Source organism: Pseudomonas mosselii, assembly GCF_005796105.1.
Taxonomy (GTDB): Bacteria; Pseudomonadota; Gammaproteobacteria; order Pseudomonadales; family Pseudomonadaceae; genus Aquipseudomonas; species Aquipseudomonas mosselii_C.
Genome location: NZ_VAUO01000008.1, coordinates 139,098 through 158,205 on the forward strand (window position 1 = coordinate 139,098; position 19,108 = coordinate 158,205).

A 19,108-nucleotide genomic window follows, 5' to 3' on the forward strand; every position below is an offset into this window, starting at 1 on the left:
TTATACCGTGTGCAGGTACCAGTTGTATTCGAGGTCGGAGATCGACACTTCGAACTCGGCCAGCTCGCTCTCTTTGCAGGCCACGAAGATATCGATGTAGTCCGGGCTGATGTATTGGTTGAGCACTTCGCTGTCGTCCAGCGCACGCAGCGCGTCGCGCAAGTTGTTCGGCAGGCTCTGCTCCAGTTGCTCGTAAGAGTTGCCTTCGATCGGCTGACCCGGCTCGATCTTCTGGGTCAGGCCATGATGGATGCCGGCGAGGATCGCCGCGAGCATCAGGTATGGGTTGGCGTCGGCGCCCGCCACGCGATGCTCGATACGCACGTTCTCGCGGCTGTCGGTCGGCACGCGCAAGGCCACGGTGCGATTATCCAGACCCCAGCTTGGCGCGTTGGGCACATAGAACTGCGCGCCAAAGCGGCGGTAGGAGTTGATGTTCGGACAAAGGAAGGCCATGGACGCCGGCATGGTCTCCAGCACACCGCCGATGGCGTGGCGCAGGGTGTCGCTTTCCAGCGGATCGTCGCTGGCGAAGATGTTCTTGCCGGTTTTCTTGTCCAGCAGCGATATGTGCACATGCAGTCCGTTACCCGCCTGGCCCGGGTAGGGCTTGGCCATGAAGGTGGTGTCCATCTCATGGTCGTAGGCGATGTTCTTGATCAGGCGTTTGAGCAGGATGGCGTAGTCGCAGGCCTTGAGCGGATCGGCGACATGGTGCAGGTTCACCTCGAACTGCGCCGGGGCGCTTTCCTTGACGATGGCATCGGCCGGGATGCCTTGCTCCTTGGCGGCTTCGAGCATGTCTTGCAGGCAGTCGGCGTATTCGTCGAGGTCGTCGATCAGGTACACCTGGGTTGACTGCGGGCGCTTGCCCGAGATCGGCGAGCGCGGCGGCTGCGGACGGCCGTTGAGGTTGTCCTGGTCGATCAGGTAGAACTCCAGCTCGAACGCGGCGCAGATATCCAGGCCCAGGGCATCGAACTTGTCCACCACCTGGCGCAGCACCTCACGCGGATCGGCGAAGAACGGCTGGCCTTCGATCTCGTGCATGGTCATCAGCAACTGCGCGGTCGGGCGCTTCTGCCACGGCTCGTCGGCCAGGGTGCCGGGGATCGGGTAGCAGATGCGATCGGCATCGCCGATGTCCAGGCCGAGCCCGGTACTCTCGACGGTGGAGCCGTTGATGTCCAGGGCGAACAGCGAGGCCGGCAGGTTGATGCCTTTCTCGTAGACCTTGTGCAGGCTGGCACGCTCGATGCGCTTGCCGCGCACTACACCGTTCATGTCGGAGATCAGCAGGTCAACGTACTGCGTGTCCGGGTGGGCTTCCAGGAATTGATTCATCTCGCGGGAAGAACGGGCGCACGGGGAGACCGACGTCATGGCTGTACATCCTTTGATTCGGAGCGGCGATGTGGAGCTGCGGATGACGCCTTGGCAGGCGACGATGGTGCTGCTGTTGTTGTTTTCACGAGCCCATCGTGGGGGGCTGGTTGCCGACCGGCTGGATTGATTCCCGGGGGCCGTTTCACTATAAAATGGCCCCAACGCAACAGACATTGGCATTTCGGCAAGCAGAGCGTGCATCGATGCAATATCAGATCAATCATACGGACCTTGCACTGGTCCTGGCCCTGGAACGCGGCCGGTCCCTGGCAAAGGCTGCCGAATTGCTCAAAGTGGACGTTTCCACGGTGTTCCGCTCGATCCGCCGCCTGGAATCGGCGCTGGGCACCGCGTTGTTCGTCAAGAGCCGCAAGGGCTACCTGCCCACCGACACCGCCCAGGCCCTGGCCGAGCAGGCCGAACGCGCCGAGCAGGCCCTGGATGCCGCGCGTATCGCCCTGACCAGCGGCGAACAAGTGGTCAGCGGCACCGTACGCCTGACCTGCACCGAAGCCGTACTGCATAGCCTGCTGCTGCCCGCGCTGGCGCAGTTCATGCCCAACTACCCGGCGCTGTCGCTGGAAATGGGCACCTCCAACACCTTCGCCAACCTCAGCCGGCGCGACGCAGACATCGCCCTGCGCCTGACCAACACGCCACCGGAGCACTTGGTAGGCCGCTGCCTGGGCTCGACCAGCTATGTGATCTGCGGCCGCCCCGAACTGCGCGAACGCCTCGACGCCTCGGCCACCAGCGTGCCGTGGATCGCCCCGGACGACTCCATGCAGGACCACGCCACCGTAGTCTGGCGCAACCAGCAACACCCAGGGCTGGTGCCGCGCTACCAGTGCAGCGGCATGTCGACCATCGCCCAGCTGGTGAGCACAGGCCTCGGTGTGGCGGCGCTGCCCGACTACATGGTGCACGCCCTGCCGGGCGTCGAGGCGCTCAGCGGCCCGCTGCCGGGTTGCGACACGCAGCTGTGGCTGCTGACCCGGCCCGATTGCCGAGCCTTGCGGTCGGTACAGACACTGTTCGAGGAACTGACGCCGCGATTGCGTGACGCGATGCTGTGAGGTGGTTGTGTTTGCGGGGTTCCAGGCGTTATCGTCAGGCCCATGTACTGAGGCTGTCTGTTCCGGCGTTTTGCGCGGCAAGCCCACGCTCACGTTGCAGGTTGCCGTACACCCTGGAGACGTACTTGATAAAACAGTCCTTCCCTATTGGCTGGTGATTTTTTAAACTATCGAGTCCGCCTGCCCGTACAGGGCTGCACGCCCACCGCATTTGCTACTGAGGAAGACCATGGCCCGCGTAACTGTTGAAGACTGCCTGGAACACGTGGATAACCGCTTCGAGCTGGTCATGCTCTCGACCAAGCGCGCCCGTCAGCTGGCGACCGGCGGCAAAGAACCGCGCGTTGCATGGGAAAACGACAAACCAACCGTCGTTGCCCTGCGCGAAATCGCCGAAGGTATCGTCACCCCTGAATTCATCGCCGCCGAAGAGATCGTCACCGAGGATCCGGTGTTCGCCGCATTCGAGGACGAGAACAACGAGGCGGTCTGATTGATGCCCGGTCGACGTCGCGCGGCGCAAGGTCCTCTTCAACGGCAAGAGGTGAAACCATGCCGGGTATAGAAGCCCTCGCCGAACGGCTGTCGACCTATCTGGGCCCGGAGCAGGTCAACCTGGTCCGCCGCGCCTACTTCTACGCCGAACAGGCGCACGACGGGCAACGCCGCCGCAGTGGCGAGCCGTACGTCACGCATCCGCTGGCCGTTGCCTGCATCCTCGCCGACATGCACATGGACCATCAGAGCCTGATGGCAGCCATGCTGCACGACGTCATCGAAGACACCGGCATCGCCAAGGAAGCCTTGAGCCAGCAATTCGGCGAAACCGTCGCCGAGCTGGTCGACGGGGTCAGCAAACTGACCCAGATGAACTTCGAGACCAAGGCCGAGGCGCAGGCCGAGAACTTCCAGAAGATGGCCATGGCCATGGCACGCGATATCCGCGTGATCCTGGTCAAGCTCGCCGACCGCCTGCACAACATGCGCACCCTTGAAGTGCTGTCTGGCGAAAAACGCCGACGCATCGCCAAGGAAACCCTCGAAATCTACGCCCCCATCGCCAATCGCCTGGGGATGCACACCGTACGCGTGGAGTTCGAGGACCTGGGCTTCAAGGCCATGCACCCGATGCGTTCGTCGCTGATCCATCGAGCCGTCAAGGCCGCGCGCGGCAACCGCAAGGAGATCGTCGCCAAGATCGAGACCTCGCTGGCTAATTGCCTGGCCGCCGACGGTATCGAAGGCGAGGTCAGCGGTCGGCAGAAACACCTCTATGGCATCTACAAGAAGATGCGCGGCAAGCGCCGCGCTTTCACCGAGATCATGGACGTGTACGCCTTCCGCATCGTCGTCGACAAGGTCGACACCTGCTACCGCGTGCTCGGCGCCGTGCACAACCTGTACAAGCCGCTGCCGGGGCGCTTCAAGGACTACATCGCGATCCCCAAGGCCAACGGCTATCAGTCGTTGCACACCACGCTGTTCGGCATGCACGGGGTACCCATCGAAATCCAGATCCGCACCCGCGAAATGGAAGAGATGGCCAACAACGGCATCGCCGCGCACTGGCTGTACAAGTCCAACGAGCAAGAGCAGCCCAAGGGCAGCCACGCCCGCGCACGCCAGTGGGTCAAGGGCATCCTCGAACTGCAACAGCGCGCCGGTAACTCGCTGGAATTCATCGAGAGCGTGAAGATCGACCTGTTCCCGGACGAGGTCTACGTCTTCACCCCCAAAGGCCGGATCATGGAGCTGCCCAAAGGCTCCACCGCTGTCGACTTCGCCTACGCGGTGCACACCGACGTCGGCAACAGCTGCATCGCCTGCCGCATCAACCGCCGCCTGGCACCGCTGTCCGAACCGCTGCAAAGCGGCTCCACGGTCGAAATCGTCAGCGCCCCCGGGGCCCGGCCAAACCCGGCATGGCTCAACTTCGTGGTCACCGGCAAAGCGCGCACGCATATCCGCCACGCCCTCAAGCAGCAGCGTCGATCCGAGTCCATCAGCCTGGGCGAGCGCTTGCTGAACAAAGTGCTCACCGGCTTCGACAGCAGCCTGGAGAAGATCCCCCCGGAACGCATCCAGCCGATTCTCGACGAGTACCGCCTGGAACTGATCGAGGACCTGCTCGAAGACATCGGCCTGGGCAACCGCATGGCCTATGTGGTCGCCCGCCGCTTGCTGTCAGCCGAAGGCGAGCAACTGCCAGCGCCGGAAGGGCCGCTGGCGATTCGCGGCACCGAAGGCCTGGTACTGAGCTACGCCAAGTGCTGCACCCCGATCCCGGGCGACCCCATCGTCGGCCACCTGTCGGCGGGCAAGGGCATGGTCGTGCACCTGGAAGACTGCCGCAACATCAGTGAAATCCGCCACAACCCAGAAAAATGCCTACAGCTTTCCTGGGCCAAGGACGTCACTGGCGAGTTCAACGTCGAACTGCGGGTCGAGCTGGAACACCAGCGCGGCCTGATCGCCCTGCTGGCCAGCAGCGTGAACGCCGCCGACGGCAACATCGAGAAGATCAGCATGGACGAACGCGACGGCCGTATCAGCGTGGTCCAACTGGTGGTCAGCGTGCACGACCGCGTGCACCTGGCTCGCGTGATCAAGAAACTGCGCACCTTGACCGGCGTGGTCCGCATCACCCGGATGCGTGCGTAGTCCGCCCACCGCAAGGAGTCATTCATGAGCAAGACCGTCATCAACAGCGACAAGGCCCCTGCCGCTATTGGCACCTACTCGCAAGCGATCAAGGCCGGCAATACGGTGTACATGTCGGGCCAGATCCCGCTGGACCCGAATACCATGGAACTGGTCGAAGGCTTCGAAGCCCAGACCGTGCAGGTGTTCGAGAACCTGAAATCGGTAGCCGAAGCCGCTGGCGGCTCGTTCAAGGACATCGTCAAGCTGAACATCTTCCTCACCGACTTGAGCCACTTCGCCAAAGTCAACGAAGTGATGGGCCGCTATTTCGAGCAACCTTACCCAGCCCGCGCCGCCATCGGTGTGGCCGCGCTGCCCAAGGGTGCTCAAGTCGAAATGGACGCTATCCTGGTCCTCGAGTGACGCCTTCGGTGACGGGCGCCTGCCCGTCACCCCCTCCCCGCCGCCTCCCGCACCAAGGTCATTCCCATGCGCCATACATTGTCACTCGTGCTGGCAGCCCTGCTCCTGGGCGGCTGCGCCAGCCATAAACCCGAAGACTTCAACGGCACCTGGATCAACCAGGACGCCATCGACGCCGCCGCCAAGGGCATCAGCCTGCGCCAGGCCTTGAGCGATCACGGGCCGGTGTTCGAATGGAAGGTCGACGTCAAGAACCAGCAAGCCAGCTTCAGCAATGGCTTCGAAGCCGTAGACGGGCGCCTGACCGCCAACCAACAGAACTGGCAGGTAGACTTCGAAGGTGGCCAGAGCGAACAGCTCAAACTCGATGGCGATCAACTGCAAGCCACCGATCCTTCGGGCCACCAACAGACCTTCACCCGCGCCACGCTACCGGCAAGCGCCAGCGCAGCACTGGGTAGCAGCTTCGAGAAGGCGCTGTACAACGCCTACCTGGGCGGTGACTGGACAATCACCGAAGGGCCAGGCAAAGGCGCACGGGTGCGTTTCAGCGACAACGGTGTCGTCACCGGCCTGCCGGGCCCGGACCGCTTCGCCCTGTGCCTGGCCGGCGACTGCGCGAGCATGGGTGATGGCAACGACAGCCTATGGCTGGAGCGCAACCAACTGGGCGCGCCATGGATCTTCAAGCGCGACGGCGACACCCTGGAGATCTTCCAGGCCGTGAACCGCGCGCAGCCCGATGAAATGCCACAGCTGGCTGCCGGCGCGCGGCAGTGGGTGCTGGAGAAAGATTGAAGACGCTCGGCCGGTCGTATGGATGAACCGATGCGACCGGCCCCGCGACAAAGCCGGACAACCTCAGCTACGCCCCTCCAGGATCGCAGCGTAACCTTCTTTATAACTAGGGTATTGCGGCACCCAGCCCAGCCCACGCATCCGCGCATTGCTGCAGCGCTTGCTGCCGGTGCGCCGCACGCGCTGCTCATCCGACCACTCGGTAACCCCCAGGTACTCGCGTAGCCACGCCACCACCTGCGCCAGCGGCGCCGGGTCGTCATCGACACCGAGGTAGCACTCTTGCAAGGCAACGCCGTCGGCATCGGCCTTGAGCAAAAAGGCCAACAGGCCGGCAGCGTCCTCGGCGTGAATGCGATTACCGTACAGCGGCGGCTCTTCAGCCACACGATAGCCCTGACGTACTTGGCTCAGCAGCCATTCGCGCCCTGGACCATAGATGCCGGTCAGACGCACGATGCTCGCAGGCAGGCCACTGTCCAGCGCCAAACGCTCAGCCGCCAGCATGATCCTGCCGGAATAGCCCTCGGGGGTTGCCTCGGAAGTCTCATCGACCCACTCGCCGTGCTTCTGGCCAAACACGCTGCTGCTGGAGACGAACAACAACCGGCGCGGCGACTGCCCACTGCGTTCGAGCCAACCCAGCACATGCCGCAAACCCTCGACGTAGGCGGCCTGGTAACCGGCCTCGTCATGCTGGCTGGCAGCCACGCAGTACACCACGTAGTCAGGCGCCCGCTCAGGCCAGTCGGCAGGTATACGCCGGTCGGACAAGTCAGCTGCGATGGGTCGCACGCCTGTGGGCAGATGCTGGACGGAGCGCCGCAGGCCGCTGACCTGCCATCCCTCGGCCAGTAGCTGGCGCGCCAAACGGCCACCTACATCCCCACAGCCTACGATCAAAGCTGAAAGACCTGACATGCGATTCCTCCTCTTCTTAATAGCCGCAGGCTATAGCGCCAAGCGATCAACGGCCATACCAATGACAAAAAAAGCAATCTCATTACTTTTGTTAACAAGAATTACTTGCAATAATGGCGGCCTTGTCTGTTCTCGGCCTGTATCGAGGCCGCGGAGAACTCCACCTACTTCTTCATCAGGTCCGGCCAGCATGACACGTACTCCCTCTTCCGCTTCGCCAACCACGTCACGCGCCTGGCGCGCCATCGCCGCGCTGATGTTCAGCCTGGTACTGGCACCTGTGGCTATGGCCGATGAGCCCGCCAACCACGCCGCAGCCCCGGCCGCAGCCAGCGCCCCGGCAGCCCCTGCCGAAGGCCAGGCCCCGCTCGCAGCGCCAGCCGATGCAGCCGCTCCAGTACAGGGCCAGGCAACTGCTGGCGAAGCTGCGCAGGCAACGGTCGAGGACACCTCGCTGGGCATGGCCCATGACCTGTCCCCCTGGGGCATGTACCAGAACGCTGACATCGTGGTGAAAGCCGTGATGATCGGCCTGGCCATCGCGTCGATCATCACTTGGACCATCTGGATCGCCAAAGGCTTCGAACTGATGGGCGCCAAGCGTCGCCTGCGCGGCGAGCTGGTAGCCTTGAAGCGCTCGGTAAACCTCAAGGAAGCCAGCGAAGCTACCCAACAACAAGGCACCCTCGCCCATACCTTGGTGCACGACGCGCTCGAAGAGATGCGCCTGTCGGCCAACGCCCGCGAGAAAGAAGGTATCAAGGAGCGCGTCAGCTTCCGCCTGGAGCGCCTGGTTCACGCCAGCGGCCGGACCATGAGCAGCGGCACCGGGGTGCTGGCCACCATCGGTTCCACCGCGCCGTTCGTCGGTCTGTTCGGCACCGTATGGGGCATCATGAACAGCTTCATCGGCATCGCCAAAACCCAGACCACCAACCTGGCCGTAGTCGCCCCAGGTATCGCCGAAGCCCTGCTGGCCACCGCACTGGGCCTGGTTGCCGCGATTCCGGCCGTGGTCATCTACAACGTCTTCGCCCGCTCCATCGCAGGCTACAAGGCGCAGGTTTCCGATGCGTCGGCACAAGTCCTGCTCCTGGTCAGCCGTGACCTGGACCACCAAGGCAGCGAGCGCGCCGCCCCGCATATGGTGAAAGTGGGGTAAACCATGGGCCTGCATCTCAACGAAGGTGGCGACGACCTCGCCGAAAACCACGAAATCAACGTCACGCCGTTCATCGACGTCATGCTGGTGCTGCTGATCATCTTCATGGTCGCAGCGCCGCTGGCCACGGTCGACATCAAGGTCGACCTGCCGGCCTCCACCGCGAAACCTGCGCCGAGACCGGAAAAGCCGGTGTTCGTCAGCGTAAAAGCCGACAAGAAGCTCTACGTCGGTGACGATGAAGTGGCCCAGCCCGAACAGATTGGCGCCTTGCTCGACGCCAAGACCAAGGGTGACAAGGAAACCACCATCTTCTTCCAGGCTGACAAGGGCGTCGACTATGGCGACCTGATGGAAGTGATGAACACCCTGCGTGCGGCCGGCTACCTGAAAGTCGGTCTGGTCGGACTCGAGACGGCAGCCAAGAAATGACGAAAACGCGCTCAAACGTGGCGCGCTACGGTGGCAGCCTGGCACTCGTGCTGGGTGTGCACGTGGTCGCCGTGCTGCTGACGCTCAACTGGTCGGTGCCGCAAGCCATCGAACTGCCGCCAGCAGCGATGATGGTCGAGCTGGCACCGTTGCCCGAGCCCGCACCACCGCCGCCGCCGAAGGTCGCCCCGCGCCCGCCGACCCCGGTCGAGGAGCCGCCACTGCCAAAACTGGTGGAAGCCCCGAAACCGAAGATCGCCATCCCCAAACCGCCCAAGCCCAAGGCCAAGCCACAGCCGCCCAAGCCTGAAAAAAAGCCTGAGCCGCCCAAGGATGAACCGCCGGTCGAGCAGGACGTGGCCGACACGCCGCCCAGCACCACGCCGCCGCAGAAATCGGCCGCGCCGCAGCCGAGCATCGCGTCCAACAGCAATGCCCTGCCCACTTGGCAGAGCGACCTGTTGCGCCACCTGGCCAAGTACAAGAAGTACCCCGAGGATGCACGCCGTCGCGGACTGCAAGGCATCAACCGCCTGCGTTTCGTGGTCGACGCCGAAGGCAAGGTCGTCTCGTACTCGCTGGCAGGGGGCTCGGGCAGTGCCGCGCTGGACCGCGCCACGCTGGAGATGATCCGTCGCGCAGGCACGGTACCCAAGCCACCAGCAGAGCTGCTGAACAACGGCACCATCGAAGTGGTCGCGCCGTTCGTGTACTCGCTGGACCGACGCTAGATTTTTTGTTTCTGTCACACAACGGCAAGTCTGATAACGTGCGTCTATCGATTGCAGCCGCTATGCTGGGGCCGCAACTTCATGGACGCACGTTATGACCCTCACCGAACTTCGCTACATCGTCACCCTCGCCCAGGAGCAGCACTTCGGCCACGCCGCCGAGCGCTGCCACGTCAGCCAGCCTACCCTGTCGGTCGGGGTGAAGAAGCTCGAGGACGAACTCGGCGTATTGATTTTCGAGCGCAGCAAGAGCGCGGTGCGCCTGACCCCGGTCGGCGAGAGCATCGTCGCCCAGGCACAAAAGGTCCTGGAGCAAGCCCAAGGCATCCGTGAATTGGCCCAGGCTGGCAAGAACCAGCTCACCGCGCCGCTCAAGGTCGGGGCCATCTACACCGTCGGCCCCTACCTGTTCCCGCACCTGATTCCGCAACTGCACCGCGTGGCGCCGCAGATGCCGTTGTACATCGAAGAGAACTTCACTCACGTGCTGCGCGAAAAACTGCGCAATGGCGAGCTGGACGCCGTGATCATCGCCTTGCCGTTCAACGAGGCCGACGTGCTGACCCTGCCGCTGTACGACGAGCCGTTCTGCGCCCTGATGCCAGCCGACCACCCCTGGACCGCGAAGCAGACCATCGACACCGCCCTGCTCAACGACAAGAGCCTGCTGCTGCTCGGTGAAGGCCACTGCTTCCGCGACCAGGTCCTGGAAGCCTGCCCGACCCTGAACAAAGGGGGCGAAGGCGCCAAGCACACCACGGTCGAATCCAGTTCGCTGGAAACCATTCGCCACATGGTCGCCTCGGGGCTTGGGGTTTCGATCCTGCCGCTGTCGGCGGTACATAGCCACCACTATGCGCCGGGCGTGATCGAAGTGCGTCCGCTGACCGCACCCGCGCCATTCCGCACCGTCGCCATCGCCTGGCGTGCTAGCTTCCCACGACCGAAAGCCATCGAGATCCTTGCCGACTCGATCCGCCTCTGCTCGGTGGCCAAGCCGCCTGTGGAACAATCGGCCTGAGCCATGACCGAGCTGTCGAACGTCCCGGTCACCGCGCTCAAGGGCGTTGGCGACGCCATGGCGGAAAAACTCGCCAAGGTGGGTCTGGAGAACCTGCAAGACCTGCTGTTCCACCTGCCCTTGCGCTATCAAGACCGCACCCGCGTGGTGCCCATCGGTCAGTTACGCCCAGGGCAGGACGCAGTGATCGAAGGGGTCGTCAGCGGCGCTGACGTGACCATGGGCAAGCGCCGCAGCCTGGTGGTGCGCCTGGGCGATGGCACGGGCGTGCTAAGCCTGCGCTTCTACCACTTCAGCAATGCGCAGAAGGAAGGCCTCAAGCGCGGCACGCACCTGCGCTGCTATGGCGAGGCGCGCCCCGGCGCCTCTGGGCTAGAGATCTACCACCCCGAGTACCGCGCGCTCAATGGCGATGAGCCAGCACCGCCGGTCGAGCAAACCCTGACGCCCATCTACCCCAGCACCGAAGGCCTCACCCAGCAGCGCCTGCGCCTGTTGTGCCAGCAGAGCCTGGGCATGCTCGGCCCACGCAGCCTGCCCGACTGGCTGCCGGACCAACTGGCACGCGACTACCAGCTGGCGCCACTGAGCGATGCCATCCGCTACCTGCACAACCCGCCTGCCGACGCCGATCTCGACGAGCTTGCCGAAGGCCAGCACTGGGCCCAGCATCGCCTGGCCTTCGAGGAACTGCTGACCCACCAGCTGTCGCAGCAACGCCTGCGCGAAAGCCAGCGCGCACTGCGCGCGCCGGTACTGCCCAAGGCCACGCGCCTGCCGGCCCAGTACCTGGCCAACCTTGGCTTCAACCCGACCGGCGCCCAACAGCGCGTTGGCAACGAGATCGCCTACGACCTCAGCCAGCCCGCGCCGATGATGCGCCTGGTACAAGGCGATGTGGGCGCCGGCAAGACCGTGGTCGCCGCGCTGGCCGCGCTACAGGCCTTGGAGGCCGGCTATCAGGTCGCGCTGATGGCGCCCACAGAAATCCTCGCCGAGCAGCATTACCTCACTTTCAAGCGCTGGCTCGAACCGCTGGGCATCGAAGTCGCCTGGCTGGCCGGCAAGCTCAAGGGCAAGGCCCGCGCCAGCGCCCTGGAACACATCGCCGGCGGCGCACCGATGGTGGTCGGCACCCATGCGCTGTTCCAGGATGAAGTGCAGTTCAAGCACCTGGCCTTGGCGATCATCGACGAACAGCACCGTTTCGGCGTACAGCAACGCCTGGCCCTGCGCAAGAAAGGCGTGATGGGCCAGCTGTGCCCGCACCAGCTGATCATGACCGCCACGCCGATCCCGCGTACCCTGGCCATGAGCGCCTATGCCGACCTCGACACCTCCATCCTCGACGAACTGCCCCCTGGCCGCACCCCGGTGAACACAGTGCTGGTGGCCGACAGCCGCCGTTTCGAGGTGGTCGAGCGGGTGCGTGCGGCCTGCGCCGAAGGGCGCCAGGCCTACTGGGTGTGCACGCTGATCGAAGAGTCCGAAGAACTCACCTGCCAAGCGGCTGAAAGCACCTTCGAGGAGCTGGGCAGCGCCTTGGGCGAGCTGCGCGTGGGGCTGATCCACGGGCGCATGAAGCCTGCTGAAAAGGCCGCGGTGATGGCCGAATTCAAGGCCGGCGACCTGCAACTGCTGGTGGCCACCACGGTGATCGAAGTTGGCGTGGACGTACCCAACGCCAGCCTGATGATCATCGAGAACCCCGAGCGTCTGGGCCTGGCCCAGTTGCACCAGCTGCGCGGCCGGGTTGGCCGGGGCAGCGCGGTGAGTCACTGCGTCCTGCTGTATCACCCACCGCTGTCGCAGATCGGTCGCGAGCGGCTGGGCATCATGCGGGAAACCAACGACGGCTTCGTGATTGCCGAGAAAGACCTCGAATTGCGTGGCCCCGGCGAGATGCTCGGGACCCGACAGACCGGCCTACTACAGTTCAAGGTTGCCGACCTGATGCGCGACGCTGATCTACTACCCGCCGTACGCGATGCCGCGCAGGCGCTGATGGCGCGCTGGCCAGACCACGTCAGCCCGTTACTCGACCGGTGGTTGCGCCATGGGCAGCAATATGGCCAGGTGTGACGTCCGTCCCATTATGGATCCAGCTTGCCGGTCAGGCTGGTTATACTTCGCGTTTAAAAGAATTAGTGGATACAGACCATGACTGAAGTTGCCCTGGACACCGCAACCCCACACGCACCGTCTGTCATCCGGCTGTTGCTCGAAAAAATCGGCGTCGCCTATCGCGAGGTGCCCGAGCATCTCGCACTGCCGGCGGCTTCACGGGTGCAGGCGGTGCTGCTCGACGACGAGATCGGTGCCCTGATGGTGCTGTTCCCGCAGAGCCAGTTGCTGGACCTCAAGCGCCTCGAAGAACTCACCGGTCGCACGCTCACTGCCGTGCCACTGGCGCGCCTGAAACAGATGCTCGACAAGCACCACCTCAAGACCCTGCCCGCCATTCCGGCGCTTACCAGCTCGCCATGCCAGTACGAAAAGAGCCTGCTCGACAACGAAACCGTACTGATCCAGTCCGGGGAAACCGGCGTGCTGCTGGAAATCGGCCACACCGCGTTCAAGAAAATGCTCGCCAAGGCCAGCGCCAGCAGCTTTGGGCTGGAGGTTACCAGCATCCGTCCCAACCTCGATCGTCCCGGCGACGACTCCAAGGAGATCACGCAGGCGGTCCAGGCCTTCACCGCCCGACGCATCCAGAAGCGCCTTGAGGAAACCATCGAAATTCCGCCACTGGCAGACACGGCGCAGAAGATCATCAAGCTACGCGTCGACCCCAACGCCAGCACCGACGACATCACCGGCGTGGTGGAGACCGACCCGGCCCTGGCCGCACAGGTCGTCAGCTGGGCGGCTTCGCCCTACTACGCCTCGCCCGGCAAGATCCGCTCGGTGGAAGATGCCATCGTTCGTGTGCTGGGCTTCGACCTGGTGATCAACCTCGCCCTGGGCCTGGCCCTGGGCAAGACCCTGAGCCTGCCCAAGGATCACCCGCAACAGGTGACGCCCTACTGGCAGCAGTCGATCTACACCGCTGCCGTGATCGAAGGCCTGACTCGCGCCATGCCGCGCGCCGAGCGCCCCGAGGCGGGCCTCACCTACCTGGCCGGTCTGCTGCACAATTTTGGCTATCTGCTGTTGGCCCACGTGTTCCCGCCGCATTTTTCGCTGATCTGCCGGCATCTGGAGGTCAACCCGCACCTGTGCCACAGCTATATCGAACAGCACCTGCTGGGCATCAGCCGCGAGCAGATCGGCGCGTGGCTGATGAAGCTGTGGGACATGCCGGACGAGCTGTCCACGGCCTTGCGCTTCCAGCACGATCCGTCCTACGACGGCGAATACGCGGCGTATCCCAACCTGGTGTGCCTGTCGGTACGCCTGCTGCGCTCGCGCGGCATTGGCTCAGGCCCGCAGGACGAGATTCCAGACGCCCTGCTCGACCGCCTGGGGCTGACCCGAGACAAGGCTGAAGAGGTGGTGAACAAGGTGCTGGAAGCCGAAGCGCTGCTGCGTGAGCTGGCCTTGCAGTTCCAGAGCCCGCACTGAGGGGCATCCCTTTGTGCCTGGCTTGAGCCTGTTGGGGCTGCTGCGCAGCCCTTTCCGGCCGGTCCGGCGCCCCGGCAAGGCCGCTCCTACAGGGATCGAGCCGGTTTTCAGATAGAGTCGCTTCTACTTCTTCTTCGGCTTCAGGTACTTCATCAGGCCCTGGAACCAGATCACCAGCGCCGGATTACCCTTGATCTGGATGCTTTTCTCCTGAATACCCTGCATGAACGCCAGCTGTTTGTTCGGCGCTTGCAAGGTGGCGAAGCCATAGGCCGCGTCCTTGAAGGCGATGGCGAACGCCGGCTGCGGATGCACGCCGCCTTTGCTGCTGATGCGCTGATCCTTGACGATGAAGTGCCGGGCCACCTTGCCGTCCAAGGTCTGCATCTGGAACACCAGATCCTTGTCCTGCAGTTGCTGCTGGAATGCCGGGTTGTTGCGGCTGGCCTTGGCCATCAGCAGCCCCATGGCCCAGAGAAGAAAGCGAAACTTCATCAACGCGCCTCGATTGAAAAATGACTGAGTGGCGCAGTTTATCCGCTTAGCGGGCTAATTATGCAAGTTCGCTTCATTTTCACCCCAGAAACGCAACGGGCGCCTCCTGGCGCCCGTTTAACCGACCGTTGGGGCCGACGGTTACTTCTTCTTGGCGGGCTTGGCCGGCGCGTTGACGCTGTCACGCAGGTTCTTGCCGGGCTTGAAAGCAACGGTGTTGCTGGCCTTGATCTTCACGGGCTCGCCGGTTTGCGGATTCTTGCCCGTACGAGCGCCACGGTGACGCTTCTCGAAGGTGCCGAAGCCCACCAGGGTCACGGTGTCCTTGTCGAGCGCGCCGGTAATGCTGTCGAGAATCGCGTTCAGGACCTGGTTGGCCTTTTCCTTGGTCAGATCAGCCTTTTCGGCGATAACGGCGGCGAGTTCTGGTTTACGCATAGTGAAGCCTCTTTGACGGGATTTCTTGTTGTTATGCCGTGCTGCCGGGGGCAGCGTTCAAGGCACCGCAGGCTCTAGGCTGCGGTAGACGCCAGTGAGAATGGCACGCCCTCCAGGGGCGCGCCAGTACCTCTGCGGCCATTGTCGCGGTCAGAACAGGATAAATCCGACAGAACGCCTGCTATTTACGCCATTAGCGCGGGTAACTGGCGATTCAGCGCCAGTTTTTCGAGCACCGCTGCGCCTGTCAGCGCATAGCCTAGCAATTGGCCGTCAGCGCCGTGGCAGAGCACTTTCAGGTCGGCACCGCTGCCCTGCACCTGCCAGGTGCCCTCGACCCCGTGTGGTGGGGGCGACACCACCAGTGGGCAAGCCGGCGTCTTCACGGTCACCGGCATCGGCCCATAGCTCACGGCGGTCGGCTTGCCGCACAGGGTTTGCGCCAGGGCGCGGGCGCAGGCCATCAACGGCATCACGTACAGCAGGTTGATACCCTCGACTTCAGCACAATCGCCCAGGGCGAAGATGTGCGCGTGGGAGGTGCGCAACTGGCGGTCGACCACCACGCCACGGTTGACTTGCAAACCCGCAGCAGCGGCCAGGTCCGTGCGTGGACGCAAGCCGATGGCCGACACCACCAGGTCACAGCTGAGTACCTGGCCGTCGGACAGATGCGCCTCAAGCGCGGCACCAGCCTGCTGCAAGCGCGTCAGCACCGGGCCCAGGTGAAAACGCACACCCAACGCCTCCAGGCCTGCCTGCACAGCGGCGGCCGCCACCGGGGGCAGCAAGGTCGGCATCACCTGCTCACAAGGCGCAACCACCTCGCACTGGTAGCCGCCCAGGCACATGTCGTTGGCGAACTCGCAGCCGATCAGCCCAGCGCCCAGTATCAGTACCCGCTGCTTGCCCGCCGCGGCGGCGCGAAAACGGGCATAGTCCTCGAGGTCGTTGATCGGGAACACACGCTCACCGGCATCGCCTTGGATCGGCACCTGCACGCTTTGCGCGCCCCAGGCCAGCACCAAGTCGCGGTACTCGACCGCCTCCTCGCCGATCCATAGGCGCTTGTGCCCTGGGTCGATGCCGCTGATGCGGGTATGGGTGCGGATCTGGGCGTTGAGCTGTTCAGCCATCGCGCCGGGTTCGGCCATGCACAGGCCATCGGCGTCCTTGTGCTTGGCGAACCCCGTGGAGAGCATGGGCTTGGAATACGACCGACCGTCGTCGGCGGTAATCAGCAGCAGCGGTGTTTCGCTGTCGAGCTTGCGAAACTCGCGGGCCAGGTTGTAGCCGGCAAGGCCGGTGCCGATGATCACCACAGGGGACGTCATGTCGTGCTTTCCTCGTTCAAGGCCGCCGTGCGATCAACCGATCGCGATCATTTCGAAGTCGCTCTTGCCCACGCCGCAGTCGGGGCACAGCCAGTCTTCAGGTACATCTTCCCAACGAGTGCCCGGCGCGATGCCGTCATCCGGCCAGCCCTTGGCCTCGTCGTAGATCAAACCGCAGACAACGCATTGCCATTGTTTCATGGGGGTTCTTCCTCGGTCAGGCGTGGTGTCGCAGCTGATGGCCCCAGGAACACTCGAGGCCATCGCGCAATCTCGTTGGGGCTTTGTACTGTATGCAGGCCCTTGGGGCAATCGTGCTAAGCTCGCCGCCTCTCTGGCTGTAACAAGCATACCGACGTGCCGTACGAATCCCCGCAAGCAGCCGCTGTGGCGTGGCTGGCCTATCCGCGACTGGCCAACGACCTCGACTCGCACACCCTCGACTGGCTGTTCGACGAAGGCTCCCTCACCCGTCGCCTGACCCGGCTTTCCCACGATCATTTCAGCGTCACCCCACTGTTCGAGGGCTGGCAGGCGCTGCGCGACGATGAATGCACAGCCCTGGGCCTGGCGCCCGGCGCCGAAGGCTGGGTGCGTGAGGTGTACCTACGCGGTCATGGCCAGCCCTGGGTGTTCGCCCGCAGCGTGGCCGGGCGCAGCGTGCTGCAACGTGGCGGCCTCGATCTGGAAACCCTGGGCAGCCGCTCGCTGGGCGAGTTGCTGTTCTGCGACCAGGCGTTCATTCGCCATCCCATCGAGGCATGCCGCTATCCACAGCCCTGGCTACCGGCGGATGCCGCGCATGCCGGGCTGTGGGGACGCCGCTCGCGCTTCGAACGCGCAGGGCTCGACCTCTTGGTAGCCGAGGTGTTCCTGCCAGCGCTGTGGCAAGCGGACAAGGAGGATCACCGCTAATGTACCTGCAACTGCTCAAGGCACTGAATCGCCTGCACCCAAGGGCCTGGGACTTCGTCCAGCTGAGCCGTATGGACCGCCCGATCGGCATCTACCTGCTGCTATGGCCGACGCTGACGGCGGTGTGGATCGCCGGCAACGGCTCGCCAAGCCTGGCCAATGTGTTGATCTTCGGCCTGGGTGTGGTGCTGATGCGCGCCGCCGGATGCTGCGTCAACGATTTTGCCGACCGCAAGGTGGACGGCCACGTCAAGCGCACCGCCGACCGCCCCTTGGCCAGCGGGCGGGTCAAGCCGCGCGAAGCATTGGCACTGTTCGCCGTGCTGGTGGGGCTGAGCTTCCTGCTGGTGTTGTGCACCAATGCCAGCACTGTCTGGCTGTCCTTCGGCGCGCTGGCCCTGGCCTCCTGCTACCCGTTCATGAAGCGCTACACCTATTACCCGCAGGTGGTGCTGGGGGCGGCGTACTCGTGGGGCATCCCCATGGCCTTCACCGCGGCCGGGCAATCGCTGCCGGCCGCCGCGTGGCTGCTGTACATCGCCAACTTGCTGTGGACCGTGGGCTATGACACCTACTACGCCATGGTCGACCGCGACGACGACTTGAAGATCGGGGTGAAGTCCACCGCCATCCTGTTCGGTGAGGCCGACCGGGTGATCATCCTTACCCTGCAACTGCTGTCGCTGGGCTGCCTGCTGCTGGCGGGCAACCGCTTCGAGCTGGGTGGTGGGTTCTACCTCGGGATACTGGGGGCTGCGGCGTGCTTCGCCTGGGAGTTCTGGTCGACCCGCAAGCTGGACCGTGAATCGTGCTTCAAGGCGTTCCTGCACAACCACTGGGCGGGGATGCTGGTGTTCGTGGGGGTGGTGCTGGATTACGCACTGCGTTGAGTGTCGACGGGCCTGTAGGAGTTCACCCAGCCCTGCCGGGCTGCGCTGTCGTGCAGAGAACTGATTTCGCAAGCGCGCCGCGTACCCTGTGGGAGCGGCGGTTCGGCGCCCCGACTTGCCCGCGAAGCAGGCGACTCGGTGTATGGCACCGGCTTCGCCGGTGTTCGCGGGCAAGCCCGCTCCCACAGGTCCCTGCTAAATCAAAAAGTTATGTGTAGTTCTATGAGAGCGGCCTTGTGTCGCGAAAGGGCTGCAAAGCAGCCCCGGCGATTCTGCAGGATGCCAAGATCCTGGGGCTGCTACGCGGCCCTTTCGCGACACAAGGCCGCTCCTACAAAGACCGCGCCAAATCATTCAGCCTTTCATGGCTTGGCCACGTGCCACACGTCCTTCATGCCGTCGCCGGTCATGTCTCCGGCTTTCTTGTCCTTGACGAAGGTGTACAGCGGCTTACCGTCATAGGCCCACTGCATCTTGCCGTCGTCTCGCTTGATTTGCGACCACTTGCCTTCGGCCTTTTCACCATCCTTGACCATCAGCGGCGGCCAGTTGGCGGCGCATTCACCGTTGCACATGGACTTGCCAGCGGCATCCTTGTCGAAGGTATACAGGGTCATGCCGGCGTGATCGACCCACATCCCATTCTTCTCCATGGCGTGATGCGCCGACGCCACCCCCGGCAGTGCCAGTGCTGCGAAAAGGGCCATCCAGCTCAGCGTATGTCGTGTCATTGGAATCACCATTGTCTCGGCTTTTTAGGGGTTGCGACGCCACATCGGCGGCCCCTTGAAGCCTAGTCGAGTCATGCAATGTCGCCAGAACCGCCCCGACTCTGTCACACAGCTGCAATAATTCCGTTATCTAATGCGGGCCAAGACA

21 protein-coding genes are annotated in these 19,108 nt (G+C 63.8%); 14 read left to right on the forward strand and 7 right to left on the reverse strand.

The annotated features are described in order from the left end of the window. Positions 1-1,383, reverse strand: a complete 1,383-nt coding sequence (locus FEM01_RS17215; RefSeq protein ID WP_138220688.1) for a glutamine synthetase family protein — start codon at positions 1,381-1,383, stop codon at positions 1-3. Between FEM01_RS17215 and FEM01_RS24520 the strand changes: the two genes are divergently transcribed. From FEM01_RS24520 to FEM01_RS17240, 6 genes are all read left to right on the forward strand, one after another. Beyond that, the gene (locus tag FEM01_RS24520; protein ID WP_276610868.1) at positions 1,382-1,513 is read left to right on the forward strand and encodes a hypothetical protein; all 132 of its coding nucleotides are present in this window, start codon (positions 1,382-1,384) and stop codon (positions 1,511-1,513) included. The genes FEM01_RS17215 and FEM01_RS24520 overlap by 2 nt on opposite strands. 76 nt (positions 1,514-1,589) lie before the next feature. After that, positions 1,590-2,462, forward strand: coding sequence for a LysR family transcriptional regulator (locus FEM01_RS17220; RefSeq protein WP_138220689.1), 873 nt, complete (start codon positions 1,590-1,592; stop codon positions 2,460-2,462). A 229-nt stretch (positions 2,463-2,691) separates the two neighbouring features. After that, entirely contained in the window at positions 2,692-2,955 is a 264-nt protein-coding gene (rpoZ, locus tag FEM01_RS17225) for a DNA-directed RNA polymerase subunit omega (protein WP_008091595.1), read from the forward strand. A gap of 59 nt (positions 2,956-3,014) precedes the next feature. Then, complete coding sequence (spoT, locus tag FEM01_RS17230) at positions 3,015-5,123, forward strand: bifunctional GTP diphosphokinase/guanosine-3',5'-bis pyrophosphate 3'-pyrophosphohydrolase (RefSeq protein ID WP_138220690.1); 2,109 nt, start codon at positions 3,015-3,017, stop codon at positions 5,121-5,123. A gap of 24 nt (positions 5,124-5,147) precedes the next feature. Next, positions 5,148-5,528, forward strand: a complete 381-nt coding sequence (locus FEM01_RS17235) for a RidA family protein (protein WP_138220691.1) — start codon at positions 5,148-5,150, stop codon at positions 5,526-5,528. A gap of 66 nt (positions 5,529-5,594) precedes the next feature. Further along, positions 5,595-6,326 carry a hypothetical protein gene (locus tag FEM01_RS17240; protein WP_138220692.1) on the forward strand — a complete coding sequence of 244 codons (732 nt, stop codon included), beginning with the start codon at positions 5,595-5,597 and terminating at the stop codon, positions 6,324-6,326. A gap of 63 nt (positions 6,327-6,389) precedes the next feature. On the opposite strand, the gene FEM01_RS17245 is transcribed toward FEM01_RS17240, so the two are convergent. Next, positions 6,390-7,247: an SDR family oxidoreductase gene (locus FEM01_RS17245; protein ID WP_138220693.1), complete on the reverse strand. Its 858-nt coding sequence runs from the start codon at positions 7,245-7,247 to the stop codon at positions 6,390-6,392. A gap of 190 nt (positions 7,248-7,437) precedes the next feature. Between FEM01_RS17245 and exbB the strand changes: the two genes are divergently transcribed. The 6 genes from exbB (at position 7,438) to FEM01_RS17275 (ending at position 14,157) form a co-directional block, all read left to right on the forward strand. Beyond that, the gene (gene exbB / locus FEM01_RS17250; RefSeq protein ID WP_138220694.1) at positions 7,438-8,409 is read left to right on the forward strand and encodes a tonB-system energizer ExbB; all 972 of its coding nucleotides are present in this window, start codon (positions 7,438-7,440) and stop codon (positions 8,407-8,409) included. A gap of 3 nt (positions 8,410-8,412) precedes the next feature. Beyond that, the gene (gene exbD / locus FEM01_RS17255; protein WP_138220695.1) at positions 8,413-8,841 is read left to right on the forward strand and encodes a TonB system transport protein ExbD; all 429 of its coding nucleotides are present in this window, start codon (positions 8,413-8,415) and stop codon (positions 8,839-8,841) included. Next, positions 8,838-9,572, forward strand: coding sequence for an energy transducer TonB (locus FEM01_RS17260; RefSeq protein ID WP_138220696.1), 735 nt, complete (start codon positions 8,838-8,840; stop codon positions 9,570-9,572). The genes exbD and FEM01_RS17260 overlap by 4 nt, the downstream gene beginning before the upstream one ends. Positions 9,573-9,666: 94 nt before the next feature. After that, the gene (locus FEM01_RS17265) at positions 9,667-10,593 is read left to right on the forward strand and encodes a hydrogen peroxide-inducible genes activator (protein ID WP_138220697.1); all 927 of its coding nucleotides are present in this window, start codon (positions 9,667-9,669) and stop codon (positions 10,591-10,593) included. 3 nt (positions 10,594-10,596) lie between these two features. Beyond that, positions 10,597-12,675, forward strand: a complete 2,079-nt coding sequence (gene recG, locus FEM01_RS17270; protein ID WP_138220698.1) for an ATP-dependent DNA helicase RecG — start codon at positions 10,597-10,599, stop codon at positions 12,673-12,675. Positions 12,676-12,753: 78 nt separating this feature from the next. Beyond that, positions 12,754-14,157, forward strand: coding sequence for an HDOD domain-containing protein (locus tag FEM01_RS17275; protein WP_138220699.1), 1,404 nt, complete (start codon positions 12,754-12,756; stop codon positions 14,155-14,157). A 123-nt stretch (positions 14,158-14,280) separates the two neighbouring features. Here the strand turns inward: FEM01_RS17275 and FEM01_RS17280 are convergent, their stop codons facing one another. The 4 genes from FEM01_RS17280 to FEM01_RS17295 all read right to left on the reverse strand — a co-directional run bounded on the left by FEM01_RS17280 (position 14,281) and on the right by FEM01_RS17295 (position 16,625). Beyond that, positions 14,281-14,652: a helicase gene (locus tag FEM01_RS17280; RefSeq protein WP_138220700.1), complete on the reverse strand. Its 372-nt coding sequence runs from the start codon at positions 14,650-14,652 to the stop codon at positions 14,281-14,283. 141 nt (positions 14,653-14,793) lie between these two features. Further along, positions 14,794-15,090 carry an HU family DNA-binding protein gene (locus FEM01_RS17285; RefSeq protein ID WP_138220701.1) on the reverse strand — a complete coding sequence of 99 codons (297 nt, stop codon included), beginning with the start codon at positions 15,088-15,090 and terminating at the stop codon, positions 14,794-14,796. 185 nt (positions 15,091-15,275) lie between these two features. Beyond that, positions 15,276-16,424: an NAD(P)/FAD-dependent oxidoreductase gene (locus tag FEM01_RS17290; RefSeq protein ID WP_138220702.1), complete on the reverse strand. Its 1,149-nt coding sequence runs from the start codon at positions 16,422-16,424 to the stop codon at positions 15,276-15,278. A gap of 33 nt (positions 16,425-16,457) precedes the next feature. Then, entirely contained in the window at positions 16,458-16,625 is a 168-nt protein-coding gene (locus tag FEM01_RS17295) for a rubredoxin (RefSeq protein ID WP_138220703.1), read from the reverse strand. A 156-nt stretch (positions 16,626-16,781) separates the two neighbouring features. Between FEM01_RS17295 and FEM01_RS17300 the strand changes: the two genes are divergently transcribed. Then, on the forward strand, positions 16,782-17,339 hold the full coding sequence (locus FEM01_RS17300; RefSeq protein ID WP_138220704.1) for a chorismate--pyruvate lyase family protein: 558 nt from the start codon (positions 16,782-16,784) through the stop codon (positions 17,337-17,339). Next, complete coding sequence (gene ubiA, locus FEM01_RS17305; protein WP_138220705.1) at positions 17,339-18,229, forward strand: 4-hydroxybenzoate octaprenyltransferase; 891 nt, start codon at positions 17,339-17,341, stop codon at positions 18,227-18,229. Before FEM01_RS17300 ends, ubiA begins: the two co-directional genes overlap by 1 nt. Positions 18,230-18,591: 362 nt before the next feature. Here ubiA and FEM01_RS17315 read toward each other — a convergent pair whose 3' ends face one another. Beyond that, positions 18,592-18,960: a COG4315 family predicted lipoprotein gene (locus tag FEM01_RS17315; protein ID WP_138220706.1), complete on the reverse strand. Its 369-nt coding sequence runs from the start codon at positions 18,958-18,960 to the stop codon at positions 18,592-18,594. Positions 18,961-19,108: the final 148 nt, after the last annotated feature.

Bases quoted from the DNA above. Each gene is read 5' to 3' on its own strand.
- FEM01_RS24520 (WP_276610868.1), top strand. From the start codon at position 1,382: ATGGCTGTACATCCTTTGATTCGGAGCGGCGATGTGGAGCTGCGGATG.
- FEM01_RS17215 (WP_138220688.1), bottom strand. From the start codon at position 1,383: ATGACGTCGGTCTCCCCGTGCGCCCGTTCTTCCCGCGAGATGAATCAA.
- FEM01_RS17220 (WP_138220689.1), top strand. From the start codon at position 1,590: ATGCAATATCAGATCAATCATACGGACCTTGCACTGGTCCTGGCCCTG.
- rpoZ (WP_008091595.1), top strand. From the start codon at position 2,692: ATGGCCCGCGTAACTGTTGAAGACTGCCTGGAACACGTGGATAACCGC.
- spoT (WP_138220690.1), top strand. From the start codon at position 3,015: ATGCCGGGTATAGAAGCCCTCGCCGAACGGCTGTCGACCTATCTGGGC.
- FEM01_RS17235 (WP_138220691.1), top strand. From the start codon at position 5,148: ATGAGCAAGACCGTCATCAACAGCGACAAGGCCCCTGCCGCTATTGGC.
- FEM01_RS17240 (WP_138220692.1), top strand. From the start codon at position 5,595: ATGCGCCATACATTGTCACTCGTGCTGGCAGCCCTGCTCCTGGGCGGC.
- FEM01_RS17245 (WP_138220693.1), bottom strand. From the start codon at position 7,247: ATGTCAGGTCTTTCAGCTTTGATCGTAGGCTGTGGGGATGTAGGTGGC.
- exbB (WP_138220694.1), top strand. From the start codon at position 7,438: ATGACACGTACTCCCTCTTCCGCTTCGCCAACCACGTCACGCGCCTGG.
- exbD (WP_138220695.1), top strand. From the start codon at position 8,413: ATGGGCCTGCATCTCAACGAAGGTGGCGACGACCTCGCCGAAAACCAC.
- FEM01_RS17260 (WP_138220696.1), top strand. From the start codon at position 8,838: ATGACGAAAACGCGCTCAAACGTGGCGCGCTACGGTGGCAGCCTGGCA.
- FEM01_RS17265 (WP_138220697.1), top strand. From the start codon at position 9,667: ATGACCCTCACCGAACTTCGCTACATCGTCACCCTCGCCCAGGAGCAG.
- recG (WP_138220698.1), top strand. From the start codon at position 10,597: ATGACCGAGCTGTCGAACGTCCCGGTCACCGCGCTCAAGGGCGTTGGC.
- FEM01_RS17275 (WP_138220699.1), top strand. From the start codon at position 12,754: ATGACTGAAGTTGCCCTGGACACCGCAACCCCACACGCACCGTCTGTC.
- FEM01_RS17280 (WP_138220700.1), bottom strand. From the start codon at position 14,652: ATGAAGTTTCGCTTTCTTCTCTGGGCCATGGGGCTGCTGATGGCCAAG.
- FEM01_RS17285 (WP_138220701.1), bottom strand. From the start codon at position 15,090: ATGCGTAAACCAGAACTCGCCGCCGTTATCGCCGAAAAGGCTGATCTG.
- FEM01_RS17290 (WP_138220702.1), bottom strand. From the start codon at position 16,424: ATGACGTCCCCTGTGGTGATCATCGGCACCGGCCTTGCCGGCTACAAC.
- FEM01_RS17295 (WP_138220703.1), bottom strand. From the start codon at position 16,625: ATGAAACAATGGCAATGCGTTGTCTGCGGTTTGATCTACGACGAGGCC.
- ubiA (WP_138220705.1), top strand. From the start codon at position 17,339: ATGTACCTGCAACTGCTCAAGGCACTGAATCGCCTGCACCCAAGGGCC.
- FEM01_RS17315 (WP_138220706.1), bottom strand. From the start codon at position 18,960: ATGACACGACATACGCTGAGCTGGATGGCCCTTTTCGCAGCACTGGCA.